This is a genomic window from Tenacibaculum sp. M341 (genome assembly GCF_004337695.1).
Taxonomy (GTDB): Bacteria; Bacteroidota; Bacteroidia; order Flavobacteriales; family Flavobacteriaceae; genus Polaribacter.
Genome location: NZ_SJXJ01000009.1, coordinates 39,319 through 64,477, shown reverse-complemented (window position 1 = coordinate 64,477; position 25,159 = coordinate 39,319). Strand labels below are relative to the sequence as shown.

The 25,159-nt window shown below is 28.0% G+C and carries 22 protein-coding genes; 9 read left to right on the top strand and 13 right to left on the bottom strand.

Features of this window, described 5'->3' with window-relative positions; all coding sequences use genetic code 11:
• Positions 1 to 25: 25 nt before the first annotated feature.
• Positions 26 to 880, bottom strand: a complete 855-nt coding sequence (locus EYW44_RS11685; protein ID WP_132723850.1) for a T9SS type A sorting domain-containing protein — start codon at positions 878 to 880, stop codon at positions 26 to 28.
• Positions 881 to 991: 111 nt separating this feature from the next.
• Here EYW44_RS11685 and EYW44_RS11680 point away from each other — a divergent pair, with 111 nt between their 5' ends.
• Positions 992 to 2,233: an Hsp70 family protein gene (locus EYW44_RS11680; protein ID WP_132723849.1), complete on the top strand. Its 1,242-nt coding sequence runs from the start codon at positions 992 to 994 to the stop codon at positions 2,231 to 2,233.
• On the opposite strand, the gene EYW44_RS11675 is transcribed toward EYW44_RS11680, so the two are convergent.
• From EYW44_RS11675 to EYW44_RS11665, 3 genes are all read right to left on the bottom strand, one after another.
• Positions 2,228 to 3,403 carry a lipoprotein N-acyltransferase Lnb domain-containing protein gene (locus EYW44_RS11675; protein ID WP_132723848.1) on the bottom strand — a complete coding sequence of 392 codons (1,176 nt, stop codon included), beginning with the start codon at positions 3,401 to 3,403 and terminating at the stop codon, positions 2,228 to 2,230. The genes EYW44_RS11680 and EYW44_RS11675 overlap by 6 nt on opposite strands.
• A 3-nt stretch (positions 3,404 to 3,406) precedes the next feature.
• Positions 3,407 to 4,471 (bottom strand): PorV/PorQ family protein, encoded by a 1,065-nt coding sequence (locus EYW44_RS11670; protein WP_243643647.1) that lies wholly within the window; start codon positions 4,469 to 4,471, stop codon positions 3,407 to 3,409.
• A gap of 73 nt (positions 4,472 to 4,544) precedes the next feature.
• Positions 4,545 to 5,522 carry a YheT family hydrolase gene (locus EYW44_RS11665; RefSeq protein ID WP_132723847.1) on the bottom strand — a complete coding sequence of 326 codons (978 nt, stop codon included), beginning with the start codon at positions 5,520 to 5,522 and terminating at the stop codon, positions 4,545 to 4,547.
• Between the two features lie 68 nt (positions 5,523 to 5,590).
• Here EYW44_RS11665 and EYW44_RS11660 point away from each other — a divergent pair, with 68 nt between their 5' ends.
• From EYW44_RS11660 to EYW44_RS11650, 3 genes are all read left to right on the top strand, one after another.
• Positions 5,591 to 6,358 (top strand): CDP-alcohol phosphatidyltransferase family protein, encoded by a 768-nt coding sequence (locus EYW44_RS11660; RefSeq protein ID WP_207893774.1) that lies wholly within the window; start codon positions 5,591 to 5,593, stop codon positions 6,356 to 6,358.
• Positions 6,355 to 6,777, top strand: a complete 423-nt coding sequence (locus EYW44_RS11655; protein ID WP_132723846.1) for a GNAT family N-acetyltransferase — start codon at positions 6,355 to 6,357, stop codon at positions 6,775 to 6,777. The genes EYW44_RS11660 and EYW44_RS11655 overlap by 4 nt, the downstream gene beginning before the upstream one ends.
• Positions 6,778 to 7,232: 455 nt before the next feature.
• Complete coding sequence (locus EYW44_RS11650) at positions 7,233 to 7,805, top strand: DUF4251 domain-containing protein (RefSeq protein ID WP_132723845.1); 573 nt, start codon at positions 7,233 to 7,235, stop codon at positions 7,803 to 7,805.
• Between the two features lie 33 nt (positions 7,806 to 7,838).
• Here the strand turns inward: EYW44_RS11650 and EYW44_RS11645 are convergent, their stop codons facing one another.
• Positions 7,839 to 8,243 (bottom strand): DUF2452 domain-containing protein, encoded by a 405-nt coding sequence (locus EYW44_RS11645; protein WP_132723844.1) that lies wholly within the window; start codon positions 8,241 to 8,243, stop codon positions 7,839 to 7,841.
• A gap of 11 nt (positions 8,244 to 8,254) precedes the next feature.
• Entirely contained in the window at positions 8,255 to 8,416 is a 162-nt protein-coding gene (locus EYW44_RS11640; protein ID WP_132723843.1) for a Lacal_2735 family protein, read from the bottom strand.
• Between the two features lie 97 nt (positions 8,417 to 8,513).
• On the opposite strand from EYW44_RS11640, the gene EYW44_RS11635 reads away from it, so the two are divergent.
• Both EYW44_RS11635 and EYW44_RS11630 read left to right on the top strand, forming a co-directional pair.
• Entirely contained in the window at positions 8,514 to 9,935 is a 1,422-nt protein-coding gene (locus tag EYW44_RS11635; protein WP_132723842.1) for an exonuclease domain-containing protein, read from the top strand.
• A gap of 193 nt (positions 9,936 to 10,128) precedes the next feature.
• The gene (locus tag EYW44_RS11630; protein ID WP_165872211.1) at positions 10,129 to 10,359 is read left to right on the top strand and encodes a hypothetical protein; all 231 of its coding nucleotides are present in this window, start codon (positions 10,129 to 10,131) and stop codon (positions 10,357 to 10,359) included.
• Positions 10,360 to 10,571: 212 nt separating this feature from the next.
• On the opposite strand, the gene EYW44_RS11625 is transcribed toward EYW44_RS11630, so the two are convergent.
• Positions 10,572 to 11,150: a hypothetical protein gene (locus EYW44_RS11625; RefSeq protein ID WP_132723840.1), complete on the bottom strand. Its 579-nt coding sequence runs from the start codon at positions 11,148 to 11,150 to the stop codon at positions 10,572 to 10,574.
• Between the two features lie 214 nt (positions 11,151 to 11,364).
• Between EYW44_RS11625 and EYW44_RS11620 the strand changes: the two genes are divergently transcribed.
• Together EYW44_RS11620 and EYW44_RS11615 are read left to right on the top strand one after the other, a co-directional pair.
• Entirely contained in the window at positions 11,365 to 12,183 is an 819-nt protein-coding gene (locus tag EYW44_RS11620) for a helix-turn-helix domain-containing protein (RefSeq protein WP_165872210.1), read from the top strand.
• 38 nt (positions 12,184 to 12,221) lie between these two features.
• Positions 12,222 to 12,599, top strand: a complete 378-nt coding sequence (locus EYW44_RS11615; RefSeq protein ID WP_132723838.1) for a rhodanese-like domain-containing protein — start codon at positions 12,222 to 12,224, stop codon at positions 12,597 to 12,599.
• A gap of 860 nt (positions 12,600 to 13,459) precedes the next feature.
• On the opposite strand, the gene EYW44_RS22205 is transcribed toward EYW44_RS11615, so the two are convergent.
• From EYW44_RS22205 to EYW44_RS11590, 6 genes are all read right to left on the bottom strand, one after another.
• Complete coding sequence (locus EYW44_RS22205) at positions 13,460 to 13,600, bottom strand: hypothetical protein (protein WP_165872209.1); 141 nt, start codon at positions 13,598 to 13,600, stop codon at positions 13,460 to 13,462.
• 259 nt (positions 13,601 to 13,859) lie between these two features.
• Positions 13,860 to 16,655: a TrlF family AAA-like ATPase gene (locus EYW44_RS11610; protein ID WP_132723837.1), complete on the bottom strand. Its 2,796-nt coding sequence runs from the start codon at positions 16,653 to 16,655 to the stop codon at positions 13,860 to 13,862.
• A gap of 412 nt (positions 16,656 to 17,067) precedes the next feature.
• Positions 17,068 to 20,289, bottom strand: coding sequence for an AsmA-like C-terminal region-containing protein (locus EYW44_RS11605; protein ID WP_132723836.1), 3,222 nt, complete (start codon positions 20,287 to 20,289; stop codon positions 17,068 to 17,070).
• 401 nt (positions 20,290 to 20,690) lie between these two features.
• The gene (locus EYW44_RS11600; protein ID WP_132723835.1) at positions 20,691 to 20,882 is read right to left on the bottom strand and encodes a hypothetical protein; all 192 of its coding nucleotides are present in this window, start codon (positions 20,880 to 20,882) and stop codon (positions 20,691 to 20,693) included.
• Positions 20,883 to 21,118: 236 nt separating this feature from the next.
• Positions 21,119 to 22,435, bottom strand: a complete 1,317-nt coding sequence (locus EYW44_RS11595; protein WP_132723834.1) for a DEAD/DEAH box helicase — start codon at positions 22,433 to 22,435, stop codon at positions 21,119 to 21,121.
• A gap of 5 nt (positions 22,436 to 22,440) precedes the next feature.
• Positions 22,441 to 23,772, bottom strand: a complete 1,332-nt coding sequence (locus EYW44_RS11590) for a DEAD/DEAH box helicase (RefSeq protein WP_132723833.1) — start codon at positions 23,770 to 23,772, stop codon at positions 22,441 to 22,443.
• 296 nt (positions 23,773 to 24,068) lie between these two features.
• Between EYW44_RS11590 and EYW44_RS11585 the strand changes: the two genes are divergently transcribed.
• Positions 24,069 to 25,052 (top strand): SPFH domain-containing protein, encoded by a 984-nt coding sequence (locus EYW44_RS11585; RefSeq protein ID WP_132723832.1) that lies wholly within the window; start codon positions 24,069 to 24,071, stop codon positions 25,050 to 25,052.
• Positions 25,053 to 25,159: the final 107 nt, after the last annotated feature.

The following is a 25,159-nucleotide window of genomic DNA, read 5'->3' as shown; positions in this document are numbered from 1 at the left end:
TATCTAAGATTAATTTAATTGTTTTTTATTTAATAATTATTTTTAAAGGCTTTGATTTATAACTTCCTGCAACTACAGTGTAAGTATAAATTCCAGAAGCCAAATCTTGATTTGAAATTTTTAATGATGATACATGATTATCGATTTTTAATTCTCTTTCCTGTACACCATTTAAGTTGTGAATTAAAATTTTTCCAGAAGTAATTCCATATGGTAACTTATAATCTAAATTTATATAATTTAAACTTGGGTTTGGATAAGCTTTTAAGCTGATATCTGTTTTAGTAACTTGTTTATTACTTAAGGTTGATGTTCCTGGTAAAGCATAAATGTATTTTTTAAATAAATCATCTGTAGTTAAGCTAGAATCATTTTTTTCAGTCAAAATCATGAACCAACCAGATTCTGTTTTTTGAATCCAGTTTGGAGTTTGTAATGTCTCGTTGTCTTTGTTATTTACTTGCGGAAATTGATCGTCTTTCTCAAATAAGATACTTCCGTTATCATCAATAATAAAAGTTTTTTCATTAATTTCTGATGTACCAGATTCATATGTTTCTGAATATAGAACAAATTCGATACCATCATCACCATCAAATATTTTTTGACTAACAGCTGCTATAAAAGAACCTCCATCATCGTTATATCGATTTAAGGCATCTTTGTCAATATTAATATTAGTATAAATAGAATGATCTAAATTATATACATTAAGAATAAAATTTTCTGGATCAAAACCATAATATTTGGTTTCACCATTTTCTAATTTAAAGAAATTAATAAAAATACTTGATTCAATAGTACTTTTTAATTCAATTTGAGAGTAAGAAAGTTTTGTAAACAGCAACAATGTTACTGTAAAAAGTAAAGTCTTTTTCATGTTAATATAGATTATTGGTTGATACTAATAATTAAATCCAAAATAGATATATTTTTTCTCATTAGAAAGGTTTTATTGATGTAAATTGCGCTCCTTTTTTATTTTTAGCTTATGGATAGTGTTTGTGGATTAGATTTTGGAACTTCCAATACAATTAGTACAATATTTTATGAAGGGGAAAACATTATGGTTCCCTTAGAAGAGCATAGCAAATCGTTACCAAGTAGTGTGTTTTTTCCTTTTGATTCTTTACACACACCTTTATATGGAAGTATTGCTACGAGTACCTATACCAACAATGGTTATGGAAGGTATATGAAGAGTTTTAAAAGAATTTTAGGAACTCCTTTCTTTGAATTAGGAACTAGTTTAAGACCTGGAGCTAATATTCTTTTTCATGATATTATTGTGAATTATTTAAAGTTTGTAAAAAACAAAACAGAAGAATTCACTCAAAAAGAGACTGATTATGTGGTGGTAGGTAAACCAGTTCGTCTTTCAGAAAATGAGAAAGGTGGGGCTTCCGGTATTTCTCAATTAGAATCTATTTTAAAGCATGTTGGTTATAAAAATTATTCATTTTTAGAAGAACCTATTGCAGCTGCTTATTATCATCAAAATAAGCTAGCTAAAAACTCTTTGGCAATTGTAGCAGATTTAGGTGGAGGAACTTGCGATTTTACTATTGTAGGGGTAGATGATACTAAAAAAGACTTCAAAATTTTAGCTACTTCAGGAATATCTCTTGGAGGAACAGATATTGATAGTCAGTTTGCCTTAAATGTTTTTTTTAGTGAGTTAGGTTACAAAACGGTTGATAAACTTAAAGGCTTAACATTATCAGATACTCCGTATAGATATGCTGCAGATTGGAATAAAATAACCACTTCTTTATATACATTCAAAACTGAAATGTTGGTCAAAAAAATGGTAGGGAAGGCCAAGTTTAAAGAGAAAGTAGAACAACTTCAATCTTTAATTCAAAATAAAGACGCTCACGGACTGTTAGGTGAAATAGAAAATAGTAAAATAGCTCTATCAGGTACTGATTCGTTAGCATTTAATAGTAAATACATTGCTAACAAAGATTTATTAGTTTCTAAAAACGAATTGGAAGAAGCTATTGAAAGTACAGTTAGTAAAATTTTAAACAATGCTCTTGAATGTTGTCAGTTAGCCAATGTAAATAGTGAAGATATAAACTATCTTATTTTAACTGGAGGTACTAGTAAAATGCCTATGATTAAACAACTATTCAAAGAAACGTTTCACAAAGCTAGTTTTATTGAAAAAAACTCAATGAATTCTGTAGCTTTAGGATTATTACATAAAGCAAAGAAAGATTGGTTATAATGCTTTTTTATTAAAAGAATATAAAAACAAGTATCTAACCAACACAGCTCCTAACAAAGGAATCATAGGATATGTGAAAACTTGAATTTGAATTATCCAGATAACAATCATTAATAAGAAAAGTATCAATAAAAAAGCCATATAAAATGTAAACCATTTTTTCAATCGGTTCTTAAATAAGCTAAATGAAAGAATAAAATTTGGAGCAAAAGCCCACAAAAAATTATAATTATAAGGTGCCGTAGAATGGTTTGTGAAAAACCATAAAAATATGATTAAAACACCTACAATTCCTGATGAAAAAAAGATAAAAAAGTCTAAAAACTTAGTTCTTTTTTTCTTCTTAAAATCTCTAAAAGTAATTAATAACGTAAGTACTAAAAAGATAGAAAAGACTAAAAAAGGACTAATTTCATCGGGTTTAGCTGTTTTTGTCTCAAATTTTAATAATTCATCCGTTCTTTTGATTAGTGGAACAGTTTTTTCACCTCTTTTAATTTTAGCTGTAGCAATTAAATCAAAAAGATAAGCTGGTAAATAGGTACTTTCATTTAATGTTATTTTTTCATCAAGACGGCTTCCTAAAGCTAAGTTTATTCCAAAACTACCCCAAGTATTTGTATTGATTTTTTCATTCATTAAAGAGCGTAATGTTTTTTCAATTATTACATCCTTATCTGAAATTAAATTCTCTTTAATTATATCCTGAATAATATCTCTTGGTCTTGTCGCACAATTATCAAAAAATGGATCGTATAAGTATCCAGCGTTTTTAGGTAAAGCATTGGTTTCTAAAAAAGAATAAAAAGCATTCTTTTCTTCCTGATTTAAATTTAAGACTTGCTGTTTTACCCAACGCTCATCTTGATTAGAGTTTCTTAAAGAGTAATGAAAAGGATACTTTACTAACTTATACATCATGTATCCTCTGGTAAAATTAGAGTAGAAATTAGGAGCGCCAAAATCAAACATTCCATAATTATACAGTATGTCAGTATTTGTTGACGGATCTTTTACTCTAATTGCTGTATGTCCAAATTTTTCATATAATAATTCACCCGGACCAGAAGTAACAATACTAATTTCTGCTTTTGGTGATAATGTTTTATGTTGCGTAAAACCTAAAAAAAAGACGGTTAAAAATAAGAGGCTAAGTAGTTTGGTTTTCATGATTTATCTATAAAAACTATAATCAAATTTAATTGAAAAAATATTAGAAAACAAAGCGTTTCCAACACTACCAATATTTGTTAAAGCGTAATCAACATGAATACCTTTATACACAAAGCCTAAACCAAAATTTGGTTGTACAGAAAGCGATGTACTGTTGTCAAATTCTGTAACGTTTTGAAAATTTCCAGCACCAAGTCTCAAATACACAATATTGTCATAATCAAGCTGAAATCCAAAAGCAGGATCTACACTTACAAAAGATGTTGATATAATATCATTCGTTTCAGCAAAACGCATATTTAAGTCTAACTCAGTTAATAAATTAAAATCTCTACCAATTTTAAATTCTTTAGCTACACCAACTTGTAATTTTGGCTTTGTAATTTCTGTTGTTTCTGGTAATTCTTGATTTTGACCTGGAATTGCATTGCTAATTTTAGCAAATTCATCTTCATTAATAGCCCAAGTATTAAAAGTAGTAGTAATATCTCTAGCCATAGCTCCAAATTTCCAGCCATTTCGCTCAAATTGTACACCTAAATCAAAACCAAATCCCCAAGAAGTAGCAAAATCACCAATAATACGTCTGATAATTTTTGCATTTCCACCAATACTGAAGCCATCTAGCAACATTTTTTTAGCATAACTAACATTGAAAGCATAATCAGCAGCAGAGAACAGACTAATTCGGTTAAAATCAATATTTCCTTGGCTATCAATAAGCTCAGTTGTATTTAAAATATCATCTACTCCAAAACGAATTAAAGATAATCCTACAGCACTTTCGTTATCAATTGGCATTGCAAAACCAGCAAAATTGTACGTGGCAATACCAGAAAAATAAGAAGCGTGCATTAATGAACCTTGATAATCTTCTACATTTACCAATCCAGCCGGATTCCAATACGAGGAATTAACATCATTAGAAGAAGCAACAACAGCTTTACTCATACCTAAAGCAGCAGCATCTACACCTATATTTAAAAATTCATTTGAATAGTTTCTAAACTGACCGTGTGCAATTACAGATAGTAATAAAAAAAAGTATATAAATTTCGTTTTCAAACTCTATGTTTCAGTGACAACAAATATCATGATTCCTTATGAAATAACCGTAGTTTTTTAGAGTTATTGTCTTTTAAGAAAATATATTTAGCTGATTTTGAATAAAATTAACAATTTGTTTTTCTATCCAACGATCTTCATTTTTAAAAGAAGAAACAAAGCCTACATGACCACCATAATCTGGAGTCATTAAATAAAAGTGTTCAGAGTTTTCAGCAATATCATACGGATAACATTCATCAGATAAAAAAGTATCGTCTTTAGCGTTTATTAACAATGTTTTATGCTGTATTTTGTTTAAGTAAGGTTTACTACTAGCTTTTTCATAATAATCCTCTGGATTCTCAAATCCAAAAATAGGCGCTGTGTAAATTTCTTCAAAATGCCTAAATGTAGTTGCTTTCATCAATTGCTTTTTATCAGGATTGTATTCAGGAAATTTACTAGCCTTTACCATCACTTTTGCTCGTAATGTTCTCAAAAACTCATGTTTGTACATAATGTTTTTAAGCTTTGTCAGCTCTATTTGAGAAGACGTTAAATCAATAGGCACAGAAACAGCAATACCACCTTTTACAGTATTTGGAATTTCATCAGCGTATTCTCCTAAATATTTTAAAGTTAAATTTCCTCCTAAACTAAATCCACAAATGACAATATTTTGATAATCATAATTCTCTGTTAAATAGTTGATAATAAAATCTACATCATCTGTTTTTCCACTATGATAGGTTTGTAAAAGATTATTATCCTCACCGCTACAACTTCTTAAATTCATACAAGCTACATCATATCCTAAATTATGTAAATAACTTGCATTAGAAAGCATGTAGCTAGATTGTGAACTACCTTCTAAGCCATGAATAAGTAAAACTAACGTGTAAGAATCTGACATTAAAAAATCTAAATCTATAAAGTCATTATCCCAGGTATCAATTCTTTTTCTGGTGTATTCAGGTGCATCTTTGGTTAAAAAATACTTGTAAATAGTGTTTACATGAGCATTTTTAAAAGGAAAAGAGGTATTTAATTGAGTTTCGAGTATTGGCATTTTAAAAACTATTTAATCTTAATCATAAAAAAACAATCAATATTCATATTTTCGTAAAAAATAAATATATGAACATAAAAAAGCACATTCCAAATATAATAACATTAGGTAACCTTTTTTGCGGTACTGTAGCAACTATTTTTGCAGTAAAAGGCGATTTTTATGCTACTGCTATTTTAGTAGTTGCAGGAATAGCGCTCGATTTCTTAGACGGTTTTGCTGCCAGATTGTTACAAGTTCAAGGGGAATTAGGAAAACAATTGGATAGTTTGGCCGATATGGTAACTAGTGGAGTAGTACCAGGAATTGTAATGATGCAGTTTATGATTCATAGCAATACTTATAATGAATTAGGTGTTTCTACCTGGGAAGCTGCTTTAGATTTAGGTTTTAGTTTAGATAACTGGATTTCTTATGAGTTATTTGGAATTGTATTAACGCTTTTTGCTTGTTATAGATTGGCAAAGTTTAATATTGACGACAGACAGTCAGATAGTTTTATAGGTTTACCAACTCCAGCAATGAACTTATTTGTACTTTCCTTACCATTAATAGCTCAGTATTCAACGAATCCTATCATTCAAGATGTTATTCACAATAAATATTTGCTAATTGCAATTACAATTATCTTATCATTTTTAATGATTTCTGAATTGCCATTGTTTTCATTAAAATTTAAAACATATGCTTTTAAAAAGAACATTATCAAATATTTATTTTTAATTTCTTCTTTAGTTCTTTTAATCCTTTTACAATTTGTTGCGTTACCATTAATTATAACATTGTACGTTGTATTGTCTGTAATTAATAATTTAAATGTGAAAAAAGAAGCATGAAAATAGTTGAATGCGAGAGTAGAGAAGAAGGAGAAGTAGTGATTGACGGTATTAACACATATAATGACAGTCAAACAGATCGAATTTTATCTTTTGTGCATGAAAAAATACGTTTGGTAGCCAAAAATGATCATAACGAAGTTATCGGCGGAATTTTTGGTGATATTGGTTATTATGCAGGTTTTAAAATTTCAACACTTTGGGTGCATGAAGCCTACAGAGGTAAAGGTGTGGGAAGCGATCTTTTAAAAGAAGCTGAAATTAAAGCCAAAGAATTAGGCGCAATTTTAGCGATGTTAGATACTTTTTCTTTTCAAGCTGAAGAATTTTACATAAAAAATGGTTACGAAGTGTATGGAAAAATAGACAACTATCCTAAAAGTAATCAGAGTTATACTTTTTTAAAGAAATCATTGTAGGGATATTACAAAGATTAAGGTTTCGACTGTGCTCTATAGAACAAAATCATTGTAATATTTTTCTTAGTTAGCAGTGTACAGTGATTTATTTTCCAATACTAAAAAAGAACTTTCTATGTCTCTTCGAGCATTATTGATTAGAAATTCAAAACTGTATGATCTCGACTGCGCTCGATCTGACAAAAGCATTTATATTATTTTTTTCTTAGTGACTAGTATACAGTGATTTAATTTACAGTATTAAAAGGAATTCTCTCTGTCTCTTCGAGCGCAGTCGAGAAGTTGTTTAAAATAAAGAGATACTTTTTAAGTTTTTATTGTTTTTAGTTAATTGTAGAACATTTTCAAACGAAGTTTGATAAATGCGTACAAAAAAGTTAAATGTGACTGCTTTAAATGTTATAGAATGTTAAAAACCAGTGAAATGTCTCATTTTTTTCTTAACTTTAAGATGTATGAATAATTTTGTAAGATATAGCGTTTTATGTTTAGTAGCTTGTTTTTTAGCGAGTTGTGCTGCTACAAAGTTTTCTGAACAAGAAATAAAACAATTAGAAAATTTAGTTACAGATGCTTCTTTTAAAATAGAATCTGATTGGGCAAATCCAATGCTTACAACCGGATTGGCTAGTTTACAAAATTCAGGTTTCTTTAATGTTAACGGAAATTCACTTACAAATATTAATATTACGGGTAATTCTAATTATTTCAGAATCGAAAAAGATTCTGTTTTTGCCAATTTGCCTTATTTTGGAGAAAGACAATTGCCAGGGAATTATGGCGCTAGAGATATAGGAATCAGTTTTAAATCTAAAGCCAGAAATTTAAAAAAGTACAAAGCAAAAAACGGTAGTTATAAAATTAGTTTTACTGTAAACGACGGAAATTATAGTAACGAAAGTTATAATTTAATCGTTCAAGTTTTTCCTAACATGTCTAGCAATATCTCTGTAAATAGCTCACACAGAACTCCTATTGATTACAGAGGAAGAGTTATAAAGTCAGTAGACAGTAGTAGTCAGAATTAGAGCTATTACTAAATAACAACACTTTTCAAGCAACTATTCTACTTTTTTCCAGATCAACTCAGTATCTAAATAAAAACTACCTATACAATCAAAATTACATTCATTAGGAGCGATAATTGATAAAAAATTCTCGTTTTTATTGTTTTTGTATAAATGATATACTTGTCCTACAATAGGTTCAAAAGAAAATTTAGAAGTTAGTATCAACTTATTGTATTCATACTCTTCAACCATTTTCTCGTATTCGGCTTTAATTTCTAAATACCTACTTTTTATTTTATGATTTACCTTGTTTACACTTCTATTTTTCCATGTAACAGTATCTTCTACGGTAATTATAGGAGCGCCTACAGAAGTAGCGTAAGGTTTTAAATACGCATCATATTCTTGAGTTTCTTCGTTGTAAACAACTTGATCGGGTTTCTTTTTATCTGACATTCTTAAAACTGTTATTTTTCTAAACGTTCAATTTCCTTCAATACCTGCTCTGCTTCAAAAATTTTATCGTCACTTAACGATCTATTTACTGTAGAAAGCGAGTGAGCTTCTTTTAAAAGCTTTTTGTATTTTGACTCTAATTTTTCCTTTTTGGATTTGAATAATTTGAACAATGTTGTAATTTTATTAATTATGGTAAAAATACAAAATGTTTAACTATATTGTGAAAAATATAAACAAAAATAATTTAGAAAAGGTAGTATTATACTTATGAAAAAATATGCAGTTGTTGATATTGAGACTAATGGAGGTGTGAAAATTACTGAAATAAGTATTTTTATTACAGATGGTAGTACTGTACTAGATGAATTTACAACACTTATAAATCCTGAATATAGCATTCCACCTAGAATTACCAGTTTAACAGGAATTGACAATTTTATGGTAAAAGATGCACCTAGGTTTTATGAAGTAGCTAAAAAAATATATCAAATTACTGAAGATTGCATTTTTGTAGCTCACAATGTGAATTTTGATTATGGAATTATAGGTAAAGAATTTAAATCATTAGGCTTAGAATATCGTCGTAAAAAGCTATGTACGGTACGTTTATCAAGAAAGTTATTGCCTAATAAACGTTCGTATAGTTTAGGAAAATTATGCGCTTCTGAAGGAATTAATATTACAGCAAGGCATAGAGCTAGAGGTGATGCTGAAGCTACTGTGATTTTATTTCATAAGTTATTAAATTTAAATTATGAACATGAAACTGATGTATTTGAATCTTTTTTAAATCCAAGATCAAGACAAGCTACATTACCACCTTTATTGCCTAAAGAAGTATTTGATAATTTATCAGAAAAACATGGAGTCTATTATTTTTGGAATGAAGACAAAGAGATTATTTATGTAGGTAAGGCAAATAATATTAAACAACGTGTTTTAAGCCACTTTTACGATAAAAAGAAGAAAGAAATAAACATGTGTATGGCAACTGCTAATATTACCTATAAAGAGACAGGTAATGAGTTGATAGCTTTGCTTTTTGAATCTGCAGAAATTAAAAGATTATATCCAAAATTTAATAGAGCACAACGACGATCTAGTGAAAGTTTTGCCTTATTTAGTTATAAAGATAGGAGAGGAGTGCGTCATTTAGCTTGGAATAGTATTAAAATGGTACCCAATCCAATTATGAAATTTTATTCTAATTCAGAAGCACGTGGTTTTGTACAAAGTTTGTGTGAGCGTTACGAACTATGTCCTAAATATTGTCATTTACAAACCAATGTTAGTAGTTGTTTTCACTATCAAATAAAAAAGTGTCATGGTATTTGTAGAGAAGCAGAAGCAATAGAAAAATACAATGCAAGAGTAGATACAGCTATAGCTTCTTTACGATATGAGAACGATAATTTCGTGATTTATGAAAAAGGGAAAAATAATGGTCAGATAGGTTTCATTTTAGTTTTAAATGGTATTTACAAAGGTTTTGGCTACATGGATGATACTGACAACATAAATAGCGCTAAAGATTATTTAAAATTCATTGACTTACAGAAAGATAATAGAGATATTCAACGTATATTACATGGATATTTAAGAAAAAATCCCGAAAATATTATTCATTTAGAACCTGAGGAGTTTAAAGATGACCAAGTTATTTCCGGCTATGGTAGTTTATTCGATTAGTATCTAAAACAACCAAAACTCTTATAAATGAATGCGTTAAAACTCATAAACTATAGTAAAAAAGTTCATTGATCGTAGCTTTTATGCCGTTTAAAGAGTTTTAACTATTTGAAATTCATATTAATAATACATTTGAATCAAATAAATATCAATTTAATCAATGGAGGGCACCATCACAATTAAAAACAGATGTTTGATAATCATAGATTATTGGGCAAGTTTATCTGATAAGAAAAGAGATTTCTTTGAAGATGCTAGAAAAACAATTACATCAGCTTTTGAAAAAGAAGATATTGAAGTCTTAAAAAAATGTGCAAAAAGCTTAAATGCTTGGGCTAATTCACTTTCAAGTGACAGCCAACAAAAGCTAAACGAAATAATTGAAGAAAAACTTTGTGTTTCTATACCTTTAAAAGATAAGTAATTTTAAAGAAAAAAACCTTTCTTTCGAAAGGTTTAAAATCTTCTTAAGGACTCAGGCCCCCAAATATTTTTAAATATATGGTAAAGTCATTATGAAAACTTTAACAAATATAATAAAAAAAGTTAATATTAGAAATGTTCTAAATAGATAAATGTTTGATCATAAGTTTTTTATATTAAACATTTATTCTTATATAACTTCCTGTAATAAGGCTAACACATATCACGTTTTACAACCAATTTACCATGTTCATATACCAGTAGAAAGGGAATTTCTTCCAAAGTACAGCGAGGTTCAATTACAAAACGTATCACACCTGTGGTGATAAAGTTTTCTTTTGATTTTACTTTAATTTTTTGCTTATATACTGTATTCTCTTTTACCCAATTTACTTTTCCATTCACATACGGATGATCATCGAAAACTTCAACTGTTAAAGGAGTTTCTTTTAAATCAGCAATTAAATCTATATTGTTTTTATCCTTAAAATCCATCCTAAATTTACCTTTGAAATCTCCTTTTGAATTTGGAGACACAAAAAATGAGCCAGGCATTAATTTTACATCAATCTCTAATTGATATTCATCTTTGTTTAAAGAGTGTAGCTTAATGTCTAATTCATAAGGATTTTTATCCTTTTTTTCTACAGGATAAAAGAAAGAATTTCTAAAATCGGTATTAATTTTTGTTTCACTAGTAGTATTCTTAGCTACCAAATTGTTTTTTTTAGTTTTAGAAGTGCAGTTTATGAAAAAGCCAACTAAAAAAGTGAATAATATATATCGTATCATTTTTATTAATTTAATAATTAGTATTTTAAGAAAAAGTAACGCGTAATTCTATGGTTATATAACAGTTTCAAAATTATAGGATTACCTAGTTAAAAGTGTCAAAAAAATGTAAAAGAAGTGTCAACAGCTGTAAAAATTCATTAAAAAATAGGTTATTTGTGTCATGTTTGTAAAAAGGATTTCAATTCATATAATTCTGCCATTATTTTTACTAATGTTAGTACAGTGTAACCAAAAATCAGACGATTATTTTTCTGAAACTGTAAAAGTATCGTTGCGACAGGTTGGACATGAATTATTAACTATTAATAATGATCTATCAACTCCTGTAAATCCGATAAAAAAACTGAGTGCTTCTAAATATGAGATTTCTTTTATCAATCACTTACTAATTGAACCATCTCAACTGGTAGCAATCATTCAAAATAATCTCAAAAAAGCAAACCTTCCAAACCAATATTTAGTAGAAGTATACAACTGCACTACTAATGAAGTAGCTTATAGTTACTTAATGAAAAAACAAGTAGAAGAGGGGATTATACCTTGTGCGAATAGAGTTCTTTCTAAAGATTGTTATTACATACAAATTTCATTTTTAAATACTGATAAAAAGCTCAATACATCAAACAATTCGTATTGGTTACTACTTATTTTAATTCCTTTCTTGATTGTAGTAATGCGATTTATGATGAATAGAAAAAGAATTGAGAAACCAATTCTAGTTCATGATAATAGTGAAAGTATCGTAATTGGAGCTTTTTCTTTTTATCCGGAACAAAACTTACTTATTAAAAGCTCTGATGAAATTAGTTTGTCAAAAAAAGAATGTGAATTACTACAAATATTGGCAGAAAATAAGAACCAAACAACTAAAAGAGAGTTGCTTACAAAAAAGGTTTGGGAAGATAATGGAGTAGTAGTTGGCAGAAGTTTAGATACTTACATATCTAAATTACGTAAAAAATTAAAAGACGATGATACCATTCAAATTAAGAATGTTCATGGTGTTGGTTATAAGTTAATCGTTAATTAAATTTATCTTTGATAAAATAACCAAATAAACCAATTGAAATGAATAAAATAGCTTTTTTATTATCATTCATAGTATTACTAATTAGCTGTAATACAAATAACAATGAATCAAACATAAAGAAAATTAGTGTTAATGAATTGAAATTAACAATTCATAATTCTGATATTCAATTGATTGATGTTAGAACAAAAAAAGAATATGACAACGGACATATTGCAAACGCTAAACTGATTGATTATTTTTCTGATGATTTTAAAAATCAATTACTTAAACTGAATAAAGATATTCCTGTGTATGTATATTGTAAAAGTGGTAATCGCAGTGGTAAAGCTTCTAAAATGCTTAATGAATTAGGTTTTAATCAAATTTTCGATTTAGAGGGAGGTTATTCTAAATGGTCGAAAGAAACAGAGTAGTTTACTCTTTTCTATATATTCTATTTTACATAATATTAATTATAGTTTAAATATATAGTGATTTCTGTATAGCCGTTTTTCAGGCTATTTACACATAATATCAGATATAACGTCTTTAGACTTATATCGTCAGATATTATGTTAAAAGAAATTACGGCTTATGAACTTCAAGGTCTATTTAATAGCTATAATTCTCTATTATGTTAAATATCCCAGGATATACTCGTTTGTTTATCATATATAGTATAATTGGGCATTTAGCATTCGTGTTTTGACTTCTCGTTTAAATTGAATATTCTGTAGAATGGTTCATAATTTTTCAAATACGCGATTCTCAAGAAACATTCTAACTTGAAAATTTGTAGCTATTATAATTAAAATTCTCGTTGAAATCATCATTTTGTGCTATCTTTTGTCTTGAAACAAAAGAAACAAAAATTCAAGGCTTCAGATATTTATGGAAACAATAACGGTTCATTCGTTATATTTTACAATGGATTGTAACTTAATGATTTTCTCTTAAATAACATTAAACTTACTATAATCAATAGTCTTTGTAATATACAATTATTGTTTTTATCAAAATTCTCTGAAGCCGTTTTCTTTAATTTCAACTTCTATTTAACATAATGTAAAGCATTAATCTTTTAGTTTATCAATTATATCTTTAAATTCTCTTTTTGAAATTTAACATTTCATTTTTGCAGTATCTAAGTCTAAGGTATATTTGATTATTACTATGTTTAAATAATTTTAGACAAAACTAAAAAAGCTGGAGAAATAAATTACATTATAGAATTAGTTCACAAGCTTAATTAATTAGTATTATGTTAATTTTTACATAACTAAAAAACTATAAGTTATTTCTTTTTAGTTGATTTACTAGGTTTTAATGATGGTTTGTTACCTGGAGTATTCTTGTTGTCTCTTCTTCTTTTATCAAGAGTACCATCTTGCTTTTTAGGTTTAGGTCCTGGTTTAATAGCTCTAATTGTTTTCATAATATTTTCGTTTATTTATTTGATCTTAAAAGTAATCAAGTCATTTGATTAATACTTACGGTTTTCAGTAATCAATTAAAAAATAGAAGAAATATTCCATACAAATTGCACTTCGCTCCTATCGTCGTTTCAGGCAAAGCGTATTCCATAGAATAAGAAGCTTTGATCTGGGGTATTAAACATTCATTTTTTTATGTGAGTTTCTCAAAATCGTTCACAATTAACATTAAAAATTATATTAAATACTACAACTTTTAAATTAAAAGCCATATTTTTCCTCACGCTTAACAAAAGCTTCTTTTCCTCCTTCTAATATTTCAGTAACATGTTCTTTTATTCCCATTCTATTAAGAATTCCAATAGTATCATCATCAATTTTAAAAGAGTTTTCTATTGCTCCATTTATATATTCAAAGCGAAAATTATTATTTTCTCTTTCATCATCTTCTCCTTTTTGATTAGCTACAATTACATTCTCTGAATCAGCAGATACAACTACATTTGGATTATGTGTCACTATAATTATTTGACGATTTATTTTTCTTTTTCTAATAAATTGAACTAAATCGTTATATATAGATCTGTTATCTAAGTTATCTTCAGGTTGATCTATTAATATAGGGCAATCAGATTCGCTTAGATCTATTAATAATTTTAATATTACAAGGTTAGCTTTTCCGGGAGACATATCTGCCATTTCATCATTCCCCACTTTTAATTCCCAATAATCAAAGAATTCATCTTTTAATAATGCTTTTATACTATCTTTTTTGTTTTTATATTTTTTAAAAGAAACATCATCATTAATAATTAAATCAAAAATTCTTTCAATTTCATTTTTATGATCATTTATTATTATGTCATCAAACATATTTTTTTCTACTTTAAACAAATAAGAATTTTTAATTTCCGAATTAACTCTATGATTTAAATTAAAAAAATCATTTAAAAATTGATCTTTAAATCTGTTCGCGTAAAATTTAATTGAACCAATTAAGCTTAAGTCATCAAAATCTTTACCTCTTTCATTTAAATTTTCTATAATCTTTTTATATTCATTGAATGCGTTTTCGTATTCCAAAAAAATCTTAGTTTTTGTTTCTTCCAAATTCTTTTGTAAAACAATAAGTACGTTTTCTTCAATATTTTGAATCTTAAATAAAATATTTTTCTGATTTTTAATTTCTTTTTCTAAGTTGCTTATTTTAATCTTATCTACAAGCTTTTCTGAAATAGGTTTAATTTTTTCTTCTAATGTATCGGATAACTTTTTTATTCTATTGTTAGTTAAGCTCTCTAAACTGTATAAATTAGAGTTATAAGAATTCAAATTCCCTTGTAATTCGTTGATATCAGATTCTATCTTATTTAATAATTCTAGGAATTTGCTATTAAGTTTAAAATTGTCTTGAAGTCTAGTTTTATTTTCAATTAAATTTTCAATTTGTGATTCTAAATTATTTATGTAAACTTTTAAAAGATCGATCTCATTATCATTTTCAAGACTTATATTGTTTATTTTTTCTTGTCTCGCTTTTAAAATATTATATCTAATAGATTCTTCGTTGCTTATATTAGATTTGGTTTTAAGTTCATTAAGAGATTTTTCAAGAGTATTTTTAACAAAATTTTGAATCCCCTCCTTATCTCCTAAATTTTTTATTTCTTCATATTTTATTTTAATATCATTTTTAATTTTAAAATAATCTTCAATTAAATCATTTCTTACTCTATCTAATCTCTTAACTTCACTAATAAAATTATCATAAGCGTCTTTGCTACTTGTATTTTGCAATAGAATTTCTCTAATGAATTTTCCTAATGTTTTTCTAGATTTCTTTTCAATTTTTTCTGTTAATGATAAAATGTATGTTTGAGGAATGTAGACGAATCTTCGATTTTTAATATTTTCTCTATCTGAAAATTTATATATAACATCATCATCCCATTGAATTTCTACATCTAATGGTGTTTCTTCATTATCTGAAAATTTATATTTATCATCTAATTCAATAGACTCTGAATTTGGATTTATTTGCTTATACGAATATTTATAATCAATTGTATTTGCTAAATAATATAATAAAAGTGATTTACCAGATGATTTACCTCCAATTATAGTATTTAAGTCTTTACTGAAATAGATTGGCTTTTTTATGAAATCTGGATGATTTATAAATTTTATAGACTTTATGGTTTTGTGAGGCTGTTTATTATCTGGTATTTCATCATTTATTTTTACTCTCAATAATGGTTCATATACAATTTGTTTTAATCCTTGAAAGGTGCGATCTGCTTTTACCCAGCAATATTTATTAATAGGATTAGAGTCTTTATCTTTTAATTTTCCAAATGGATAATCTATTTGATGAGAGTCACTTCCTTTAATACAAGGTATTTTTTTTCCAACATCATTAACACATCTATCACTTAGAAAAAAATCTATTTGTTTTGAGTTTGCAGAACCTAAAATATCTGAATTATTAATTATACCTAATTTGAAAAAAGTATCAACATTGGGATCTATGTTATCAATTCCTCCATATTCATCATAAGGAACCCAAACAAGAAACTTTTCTTTAGCTATTGGAGATTTTTTAAGAGCTTCTATTGTTTTAAAAAAGTCAAAAGATAGTTCTTGATATTGATTAGAATCTACGTGTCCCAATTTAGTTTCTTTACCTCCTTCAAAAAAACATTCTAATGAATTTATTTCCGTTTGAATTTGCCTAATACTCAATTCATTATCAAAAATGACATGAAAATTTATACTAACTCCTCCTTCTGTTGCAGTCGAGTTTTTATGATTAATTTTATTAATCATTCTAAACTCAACTACAGGTATAATTTCTTTACCTTGAACACCACCTAGTTCTAAGATTTTAGCATAACCATCAATTGTGGAATAATCATTTATACCTATCACTTCAGCTTCTGAATTTTTAAGGTTTTCAATGAGGGTTGGATAATCATTATCTGTTGCAAAACCAGATGCAGGAGTATGTATATGTAAATCCCATTTTCTCCATTCAGATCCTCTATTTTTTTGTGTCATTTTTATTTTATTTGGTTAGAATAAAAGTTTCATAAATATATTGAATTTTGAATAAGAGTTTATTATGGTAATCCGTAAGTTAGTTTAAAATATTGCCTTTACATACATATTTAGCCCCTATTTCTCTTCTCTTTTTGTAAAAAAGTATTACATTAAATTTTAAAAGAAACTTTTGGGAAGAAAAAAATAAAAGATGATTTGTCTTTAGTAAAAGCTTTTTACACAAGTAAAGTTACATAAAGCAGAACATTATAAAACAAATGTGGTTAAAGCAATCTCTATCTTTAAAACGAAATTTTCGTTATTAAATTAACAGATTACTTCTTTACTTCACTACGTTTCGTTCATCGTAATGACGTGATATATTAATTTACAGATTTAAAAATGTGAAAATTCAACTATGTAAAAAAACTTATTCCTTTTTCTTTTTTTTGGGCTTTTTCTTCATAGAAACTTTAAAATCATCCACAGTACCATGTAATTTTACATTTAAGTATTTTACATTTTTATTAGGATCGACTTCTACAATTTCATCCTCTTCTTCTTTATTTCCACTATTTTTTTTGCTACTAAATAATTTATACATCACAGCTTTTCTAACAATTTTCCATGGAATTTTTAAGTAATATTCAATATTATTATTTAAATCTTGTGTTCCAGATAATTCCATATGTCCTAATGTGGATTCAATCGTCATGTTAGGAATATTTATGCGACCATTAACGATATCTATATGATTCTGAATGGTGTCAAATTTGATATTGTTCAAGTTTTTATCTCCCATATAACTAGACAGCATTTTCATAGGTTCATAATTCTGTAATTTTCCGTTAAAAACTTTTACATCCATATGAATTTCAGATTGATCTAAATCTGGTACTAAATCAGGGTACACTCTAATTTTTCCATCTATTGTAGTAGAAACATGACCTTTTAAATTATCTGAAACCAAATGATCTTGTCCAAAATTTTCAAACTTAAATAAGAATTTATCAAGATCAACATTAGTAGCTTCTATATTGGGTTTTAGGTAAATTTTCTTCGGATTACTACCATTAAAGTACCCAGACATGTTAAAATTACCTCCTGCTGCATTCATATGTAAGGTATCTACATAAATGTAATGATTTTGAGTGGTACGTAAATTTGCTTTTATATCTTGTAAATGAATTCGTTGATACATAAAATAATCTACATCTACATCAAATTTCATATCCGTAAATGGTAATTCATACAAATTAAAAGCATCTGCATGTGCAGCAACATCTGCTGTTTTTGATTTTACAGTTATTGTAGCCTTTTCTGTGGTTTTATCAGGAGGAAATAATTGATCATAATCAATATAATTTGCTTTAAAACTAAGATTATTATCTCTCTTTTTAATTGCTTGATTGTCTCCTAAATAATAGTTTAAACCTATATTAAAAGAAGTTCTTCCTATTTTACCTATAAAATCTTTTACAACAAGATGATCATCTTCATAATGGAAATCGCCTGTAAATTGTTCAAATCGTAATGGATGTACATGCATTTTGGTGTTTAACTTGTCCAATTCTACATCTATAGAATGTAATTTAGATGCTTTATAATGCATACTAGAATTTACATGTAATGCCAATTTTTCAAACTCTTCGTGCCTATACTCTTCCGGTACATAATTTTCACCTTGATACGAGAAAATATCTTCCAAACGCAATAAATCGGAAGTTAAACTGATGTCTAAATCTACATCGCCATTCAATTCTTTTTGCATCCAAAAGCCATAATTATGCACAAGTCCGTTAAAATGAAAGTCAGAATCGTCAATAAACCCTGTAAAATCTTTAATTTTAAGATCTTTATCATCCACTAATACATCTACATGAAAATCGTGTAATTTATGCGGATAATGCTTTAATTGTGCATTTAAACTATCTACAAAAAACTCGCCTTTAGGTAAATATTTGCTTTCAGTAAAAGCCTTTGCTGAGGATTTAAATGAAAATCCAGCAGTTAAATCTTTAATTTGCTCATCTATACCAGTTTTGATACTATCAGTAGCAGAGAATTTTGTCAGTTCTGCAATATCTAATTGTTTTGATTGAATATCTAAATGCGTAACGACTAGTTTATCTGTATGATGTACAATTGCAGGTAAATCTGATACATATCCGGTCATTGAAATATCCGATTTTCCTAAAAGCATATCAAATTGATTGATTGTTGCTTTTTTACCATTCATAACCACGTGTGCATTCAGCTTTTTTAATGGTGCAGGAAGATCTTTGGATGATAAACTGAGGCTATCAATTTTCAACTCACTATAATAGGCCTGATTCAATTTACTGAGTGCTTGTTCTGGGTTGTCAATATCTATAATATCATGAAAATTCATTTTTAAAGAAACATTTCCAGATGCAATATCCACTTCACTTAAATTCAAAAAATCAGTTATAAATTCAAGATTAAAATCTGCATTTAATCGCATATCTATTTCTGGTTCATCAAAATTATTGATCACGACATTTCCTAGAATTTTTCCTTTTCCTAGTTTGGCTGTCATATCTTCAAGCGAAAATGTTGTGGTACGAGAACTTCGTTCTTTACCATTCGTAAAATGCCCTTTAAAGCCAATGTTTTTAACTCGTTTACCTTTGTTGGTATTTTCTAAAAAAGCTTCACTTACACCAAAATTCACATCAAAAAAAGGTATTTGTTGATTCAATGTAGGTCCTTGAACTACAGCATTAAAATAGATTTCCCCTGCATTTTTATAACGTTCTAAAACAGGAATAAGATCCTCTGGAGCAAAAGCAATAAGCATATCAAAATTAGGCTTTGCCCCTCTTATGATAAGATCAAGATCAAAATCGTTTTTGGTATCTATTTTTCCTTCTAACTCAAAATCACCATGCTCCATAGTAACACCTGAAGGCTCAATGGTAAGCAATTCAGTATCTTTATTTAAACTAATATCTGTATGAAGATCAAAATGTTTGTGTTTTATATACGTAGTATCGCCATTACTTATTAAATTCATTTCAAACTTAGTATCAATATGTCCTGAAATAACTTCATTATCAATATTGAAACCACCATCAGCCTCATAAATAAATGTTTCTAAGTCGGTATTTTGACCTTCATCTTTTTTGTGAATATCTAGATTATGTAATTTAATTTTTTGAAGTTTAAAATCTATTGGTTCCTCGCTTTCAGTTTCATCAAAGGATTTTAATGCGTTTAAAAGGTTTAGACTTTTATCTTCGTGAATTACAATATCGAAAAAACCGTCTTCTACAACTAATGATTTAATGGTGTAATTTCCTTCTAAAATATCCCACAAATTAAATCCTACGTAAATATCTTTAACATCTAGAATAACAGGAGAATTATCTTCTTTAGTTTCATTTATTTTTAGATCGTCTACTTTAAAAGAAATATTAGGAAAATTACTAAAAAGTGATAAATGAGTTTTTCCTATATCAATGGAACCTTTATGTTTTTTATTAAGCTCAGCTATTTGATCTTTAATAATACTATTTTGTTGTGTATTGATATACAATACTGTAGCCCCTAGTAAGAATAAAGGTAAAAGTATGACACAAGCAATAAATCGCAGCCAGAATTTTCTTTTTTTTAAGGCTTGAAATTTCATAATAGTTATGGTTATAGTAGTAGTATAAACTTTTTAATAAATGTTATTGCTAAAAGTAATAACTAAAATTTTATATAATTATTTTTTTAACTTTTTTCTAATAATCATATAATATATTGAAATTATTAGCATAAAAATTTCTCCTAAAGAATAAAAAATAAAATATGATAACGATCAAATATAATCTATTTCATACACTTTGTCCCTCTCTCCTATTGTTGTTTAGAAAAAAGCGTATGTTAATATTTCAGTATAGTTTTTTGAAGAAAAAAAGTAAGAATAGTAGAAGTTAAAACTTAGTTTTATTCTAAGTTCAAGTTATACTACACAAACCAGAATATTATAATGAAATTTTATTAAATAAGAAAAAAGCGAATCGAAATTCGCTTTTAAATAGTTTTTTATACACAAAAATGACATCCATCATCCATAACTTGACAGATATCAGCTCCTGCACAAGCGAAAAAAGTACCAGGTAAAGCACCTGGTAAACATTCCCAACATGCAGAATTATTTATAGAAATACTTCCTTTAATTTGTTTTTGCTCGTTTCTGTTTAAAACTTTCCCTAATTTTCTTAAGTTGTTTTTCATTTTAAAATTTTTAAATTTATTTAAAAATCGTGAACATTTTATGGCAATCACGATATCTGCCAATTCCTCGCGAGAAGATTAAAAATAAGAAATTAAGGAATCATTTAAATCATATATTTAATTTTTAACGTAATGTTCATCTACACAGTTTTACTGTCGTAAATTTTGAAGTAAAAAGAATATGTGTAATTACCTGATAATATTCCGATTAACCACACGGGTTACTATAATTTAGTTTAAACAATATATATCCTCACTCTTTTCTTTTTTAAACGAGCATTATTTAATGTTTCTACTAAATTGTCAGCAATACTTAACGGAACAGAAATAAAGGCACAATCTTGCTTTAACTCTATAACACCTAATTGATCTTTATTTAAATTTCCTTGTTTAAAGAAAAGCCCTGCAATATCACCTTTTGATATTTTATCTTTTCTTCCTCCTGAAATAAACAACGTTGTCCAAAATTGAGGTTTCCAAACTGCTTTTTCAGCAATGTCTATTGGTCTTGTTTTCTTTATAAATTCAGGTAAAAATTCGTTTTTACCTTGCAAAACATACGCTATTCCTTTAGCATTTACCCTTGCTGTTCTTCCATTTCTATGGGTAAACTCTTCGATAGCTCTAGGAAGCTCGTAATGAATAATATATTTCAGTTCAGGAATATCAATTCCTCTTGCAGCTAAATCAGTTGCAATTAATAATTGAGAAGTTCCATTTCTGAATTTAATTAAAGAACGTTCACGATCTCTTTGTTCCATTCCTCCAGAAAAACAAGTATGGTTAATCTTATGTTTCTTTAAGGTATCACTAACCTTTGCAATACTATCTTTGAAATTACAAAAAATAATACCTGGTTTATTTCCTATGTGCAATAGTAAATCGACCAAAGTTTGTGTTTTGTCTTCTTTTTTAGGAGAAACAACCGTCTTTATCTCTAATTTTGAAGCTTTCTTATGCTGCAAGTAATTAATGGTCTTAGGCTTATCTAAGCCTACAAATTCAGGAATTTCAACACCCTGAGTAGCAGAAGTTAATATTCGTTTACTTAAATTCGGAATTTGATTGATGATGCCTCTCATTTCATACTCAAAACCAACTTCTAGAGATTTATCAAACTCATCCAGAACTATTGTTTTTATGTAATCTTTTGAAAAACGATCGCTACTAAAATGATCTGAAATTCTTCCTAGTGTACCAATTAAAATAGCAGGTAAATGCTTTAATTCAGCTTTATCTTTAGCCATTGGTCTTCCGCCATAAACAGCATTTACTTTGTAACCAGATCCCATATTTCGGGCTACTTGTTCTATTTGTATCGCTAATTCACGTGAAGGCACTAAAACCAAAGCTTGTACTTCGGTATTATTCGGATCTAATGTTTGTAGTAATGGTAATAAAAAAGCTAATGTTTTCCCTGTTCCTGTAGGTGACAATAGTACTGTATTATTTGTTTTTTCAATAACAGCGATAGCTTCTTCTTGCATTGGATTTAACTCATGAATATTCAATTTCGCTAAAATATCCTGTTGATCTTTAATGCTATTAGCCATAATTATTACTTATTTTTTTGAGAAACTTGTTTCAAGTTATCTTTATTTACTTCTGCTAAATGATGTGCTAAAATCTTTTCAACCAATTCTTCTTTAGTTAAATGATGAAACACTGTTCTTACTTTTTCTTTAAACTCTTCTGAAACAGTTCTATTAGGTTTTGTTTTAAAAATTTTCTTAGCCCATAATAAAGTATTATTTTCTTGTATACTTTGAGCATCAGCTTTTTTAAATTCACGAAAAACAATGCCTAATTCATCTTCAAAATCTGGAATTTCATCAACTTCTTCTTCTTGTATAACACTTAAAGAAAGTCCCTTTGCTCCTGCTCTAGCTGTTCGTCCGCTTCTATGTACATAAGTTTCGTAAGTGTCTGGCAAATGGTAATGTACAACGTAAGCAACTTCTTTTACATCAATACCACGAGCAGCCAAATCGGTTGCCACTAAAATATCAATATGCCCTACCCTAAATTGTTCCATTATTCGATCACGAATTCCTTGTGTTAAACTTCCATGAATTGCACCTGATGAAAATTTATTAATAGCTAATTTTTTGGCTAATTTATTTACAGCTGCTTTAGTTTTACAAAAAATAATACCTCTTTCTCCTTCTTTGGTAGCTAAAAAGTGTAATAATACCTCTAGCTTTTCTATTGGTTTTACTACTACATATTGATGTTTTATTCCCTGATGCCCAACAGTTTCCATATTAGCTTCAATGTGAACAACATCTTTAGCCATATAGTTGTTTATCAGTTGTTTTATAGCTCCTGATAATGTTGCTGTAAACAATAAAGTTCTTCTTTTTTTAGGGATTTCTTTAATAATACTGTCTAAACCATCCTTTAAAGCACTCACCATTTCATCAGCTTCATCTAAAATAAAATAAGAGATGTTTTTTATATTAATTGCTCCACGATTTACTAAATCGGCCAAACGTCCTGGAGTAGCTACCACAATATGAGTTTCTTTTTTTAATCGTTCAATTTGAGGTTTTATAGGAATCCCTCCACAAATAGCAGCTATAGATATAGAAGAATCATGTGATGAAAAAGCTGTTAAATTTGCATGAATTTGTTGCCCTAATTCTCTCGTTGGAGCCAAAATAACTGCTTGAATATTTGAGTTATTTGTATCAATTAACTGTAATAAAGGCAATCCGAAAGCAGCAGTTTTACCTGTTCCTGTTTTAGCTAAAGCAACTACATCTTGATGTTGATTTAAGATAATAGGGATCGTTTTTTCTTGTATATCTGTAGGTACAGAAATTTTTAAGTTGGTTAAACTTTGTTGTAGTTCAGGACTAATTCCTAAGTCAGTAAAACTTTTTGACATGAAAGTATTTTTTGCAAAGGTAAGTAGTGTTGCCCTAGTAATAAGGGCTTATTAAAGAATTTATTCGTCTGGTATTTACAAGTAAATAATCTCATCATTTTTTCAAAATGATAATCATCTAAAAGTATAGCACCGATGAACTAAAAACGGTCTTTTTTTTATAAAAAACGAATACTATATGAAAGTGGACAGATAATAGTTGAATGATTACTAATTATAGATACCTCATATTTAATAGGTATATAGCAAGTAAATTTACATCAGAAATAATTCAATAAACTCTTAGATAAAGCCGTATGAAAACTACATTTTTAAAAAACATCTCACCTAAAGTAAAAGCAAGTACTATGATTGGTTTACTATTAGCATTAACCAGTTGTAACAACAAAAACGAAGCACCAAAAACTCAAGTACTATCTCAAACAGTTCTTAAAAATGTGAGATTGGCCGATGGTATTCCTTTGCATATTCAGGTTTCAACTCGATGGGAAATAGAAGATCAAAATACTTTTAAAGCTCAATTTGAAAATAGAGTTAATTACGATTCTTTGGTCTTGTTTCCTCGCGAACTAGAATTAGCAAACAATGTATCTAATCAATACCAGAATGTGGATTCTGTATTTACGACACAACGACATGCTTTTATCAAGAATCTTAAAACGTATTTAACTGAAAATCTAGGAGAAAAAGGAATTAAGATCAATGAAGTAATTGTAGCAGATATTATTTTTCCTGTTAAATATACAGATGCTAAAGAAAAGTTGGCGATGCAAGATCAAGAATTAAAAAGAATTCGCAAACAGAGTTTAATTGACCTTCAGGCTGCTGAAGCTAGAAAAAAACAAACCAGTGCACAAGGCGAAGTAGATATGGAAAAAGCTTTAACTACAGCTAAAGTTGAAAAAATAAACGCAAAAACAGAAGAAAGTAGAAGAAGAACAATGCTAGCAAAAGCTGAAACGGAAAAACAAGTTGCAGAAAAAAGGGCTGAATCTGATGCGAGACGTCAAGTATTATTGGCAAAAGCAGAATTGGAAAAAATGAAAAATTTAAAAGATCTTGAAGTTCAAAAGAAAAGAGATTTTAATAAAGTAGCCATAGAAAATCAGGCTGAAATTAGAAATGCTGAATTTGAAAATGACATGAGAATGGCGAAACTATGTAATGATAACCCAGTGTATGCTAAATATATGGTAAATAAAGAGCTAGCATCCAAAGTTAAAATTGCAGTAGTACCTACAGGAGAGAATAAAAATGTTTTTAGTGACATATTAAAATAAAGTGTAATAATACGTTTTCATAACTCGCTTTTTAAGCAATCAAAACTGTTAACTATTCATTTCGTTAACAGTTTTGTATATTTTATCTTTATGTTATTAAGCTTTAG

What these genes read in the sequence shown, in the direction of transcription:
- EYW44_RS11685 (WP_132723850.1), bottom strand. Translation starts at nt 880, where the DNA reads ATGAAAAAGACTTTACTTTTTACAGTAACATTGTTGCTGTTTACAAAA.
- EYW44_RS11680 (WP_132723849.1), top strand. Translation starts at nt 992, where the DNA reads ATGGATAGTGTTTGTGGATTAGATTTTGGAACTTCCAATACAATTAGT.
- EYW44_RS11675 (WP_132723848.1), bottom strand. Translation starts at nt 3,403, where the DNA reads ATGAAAACCAAACTACTTAGCCTCTTATTTTTAACCGTCTTTTTTTTA.
- EYW44_RS11665 (WP_132723847.1), bottom strand. Translation starts at nt 5,522, where the DNA reads ATGCCAATACTCGAAACTCAATTAAATACCTCTTTTCCTTTTAAAAAT.
- EYW44_RS11660 (WP_207893774.1), top strand. Translation starts at nt 5,591, where the DNA reads ATGAACATAAAAAAGCACATTCCAAATATAATAACATTAGGTAACCTT.
- EYW44_RS11655 (WP_132723846.1), top strand. Translation starts at nt 6,355, where the DNA reads ATGAAAATAGTTGAATGCGAGAGTAGAGAAGAAGGAGAAGTAGTGATT.
- EYW44_RS11650 (WP_132723845.1), top strand. Translation starts at nt 7,233, where the DNA reads ATGAATAATTTTGTAAGATATAGCGTTTTATGTTTAGTAGCTTGTTTT.
- EYW44_RS11645 (WP_132723844.1), bottom strand. Translation starts at nt 8,243, where the DNA reads ATGTCAGATAAAAAGAAACCCGATCAAGTTGTTTACAACGAAGAAACT.
- EYW44_RS11635 (WP_132723842.1), top strand. Translation starts at nt 8,514, where the DNA reads ATGAAAAAATATGCAGTTGTTGATATTGAGACTAATGGAGGTGTGAAA.
- EYW44_RS11625 (WP_132723840.1), bottom strand. Translation starts at nt 11,150, where the DNA reads ATGATACGATATATATTATTCACTTTTTTAGTTGGCTTTTTCATAAAC.
- EYW44_RS11620 (WP_165872210.1), top strand. Translation starts at nt 11,365, where the DNA reads ATGTTAGTACAGTGTAACCAAAAATCAGACGATTATTTTTCTGAAACT.
- EYW44_RS11615 (WP_132723838.1), top strand. Translation starts at nt 12,222, where the DNA reads ATGAATAAAATAGCTTTTTTATTATCATTCATAGTATTACTAATTAGC.
- EYW44_RS22205 (WP_165872209.1), bottom strand. Translation starts at nt 13,600, where the DNA reads ATGAAAACAATTAGAGCTATTAAACCAGGACCTAAACCTAAAAAGCAA.
- EYW44_RS11610 (WP_132723837.1), bottom strand. Translation starts at nt 16,655, where the DNA reads ATGACACAAAAAAATAGAGGATCTGAATGGAGAAAATGGGATTTACAT.
- EYW44_RS11605 (WP_132723836.1), bottom strand. Translation starts at nt 20,289, where the DNA reads ATGAAATTTCAAGCCTTAAAAAAAAGAAAATTCTGGCTGCGATTTATT.
- EYW44_RS11600 (WP_132723835.1), bottom strand. Translation starts at nt 20,882, where the DNA reads ATGAAAAACAACTTAAGAAAATTAGGGAAAGTTTTAAACAGAAACGAG.
- EYW44_RS11595 (WP_132723834.1), bottom strand. Translation starts at nt 22,435, where the DNA reads ATGGCTAATAGCATTAAAGATCAACAGGATATTTTAGCGAAATTGAAT.
- EYW44_RS11590 (WP_132723833.1), bottom strand. Translation starts at nt 23,772, where the DNA reads ATGTCAAAAAGTTTTACTGACTTAGGAATTAGTCCTGAACTACAACAA.
- EYW44_RS11585 (WP_132723832.1), top strand. Translation starts at nt 24,069, where the DNA reads ATGAAAACTACATTTTTAAAAAACATCTCACCTAAAGTAAAAGCAAGT.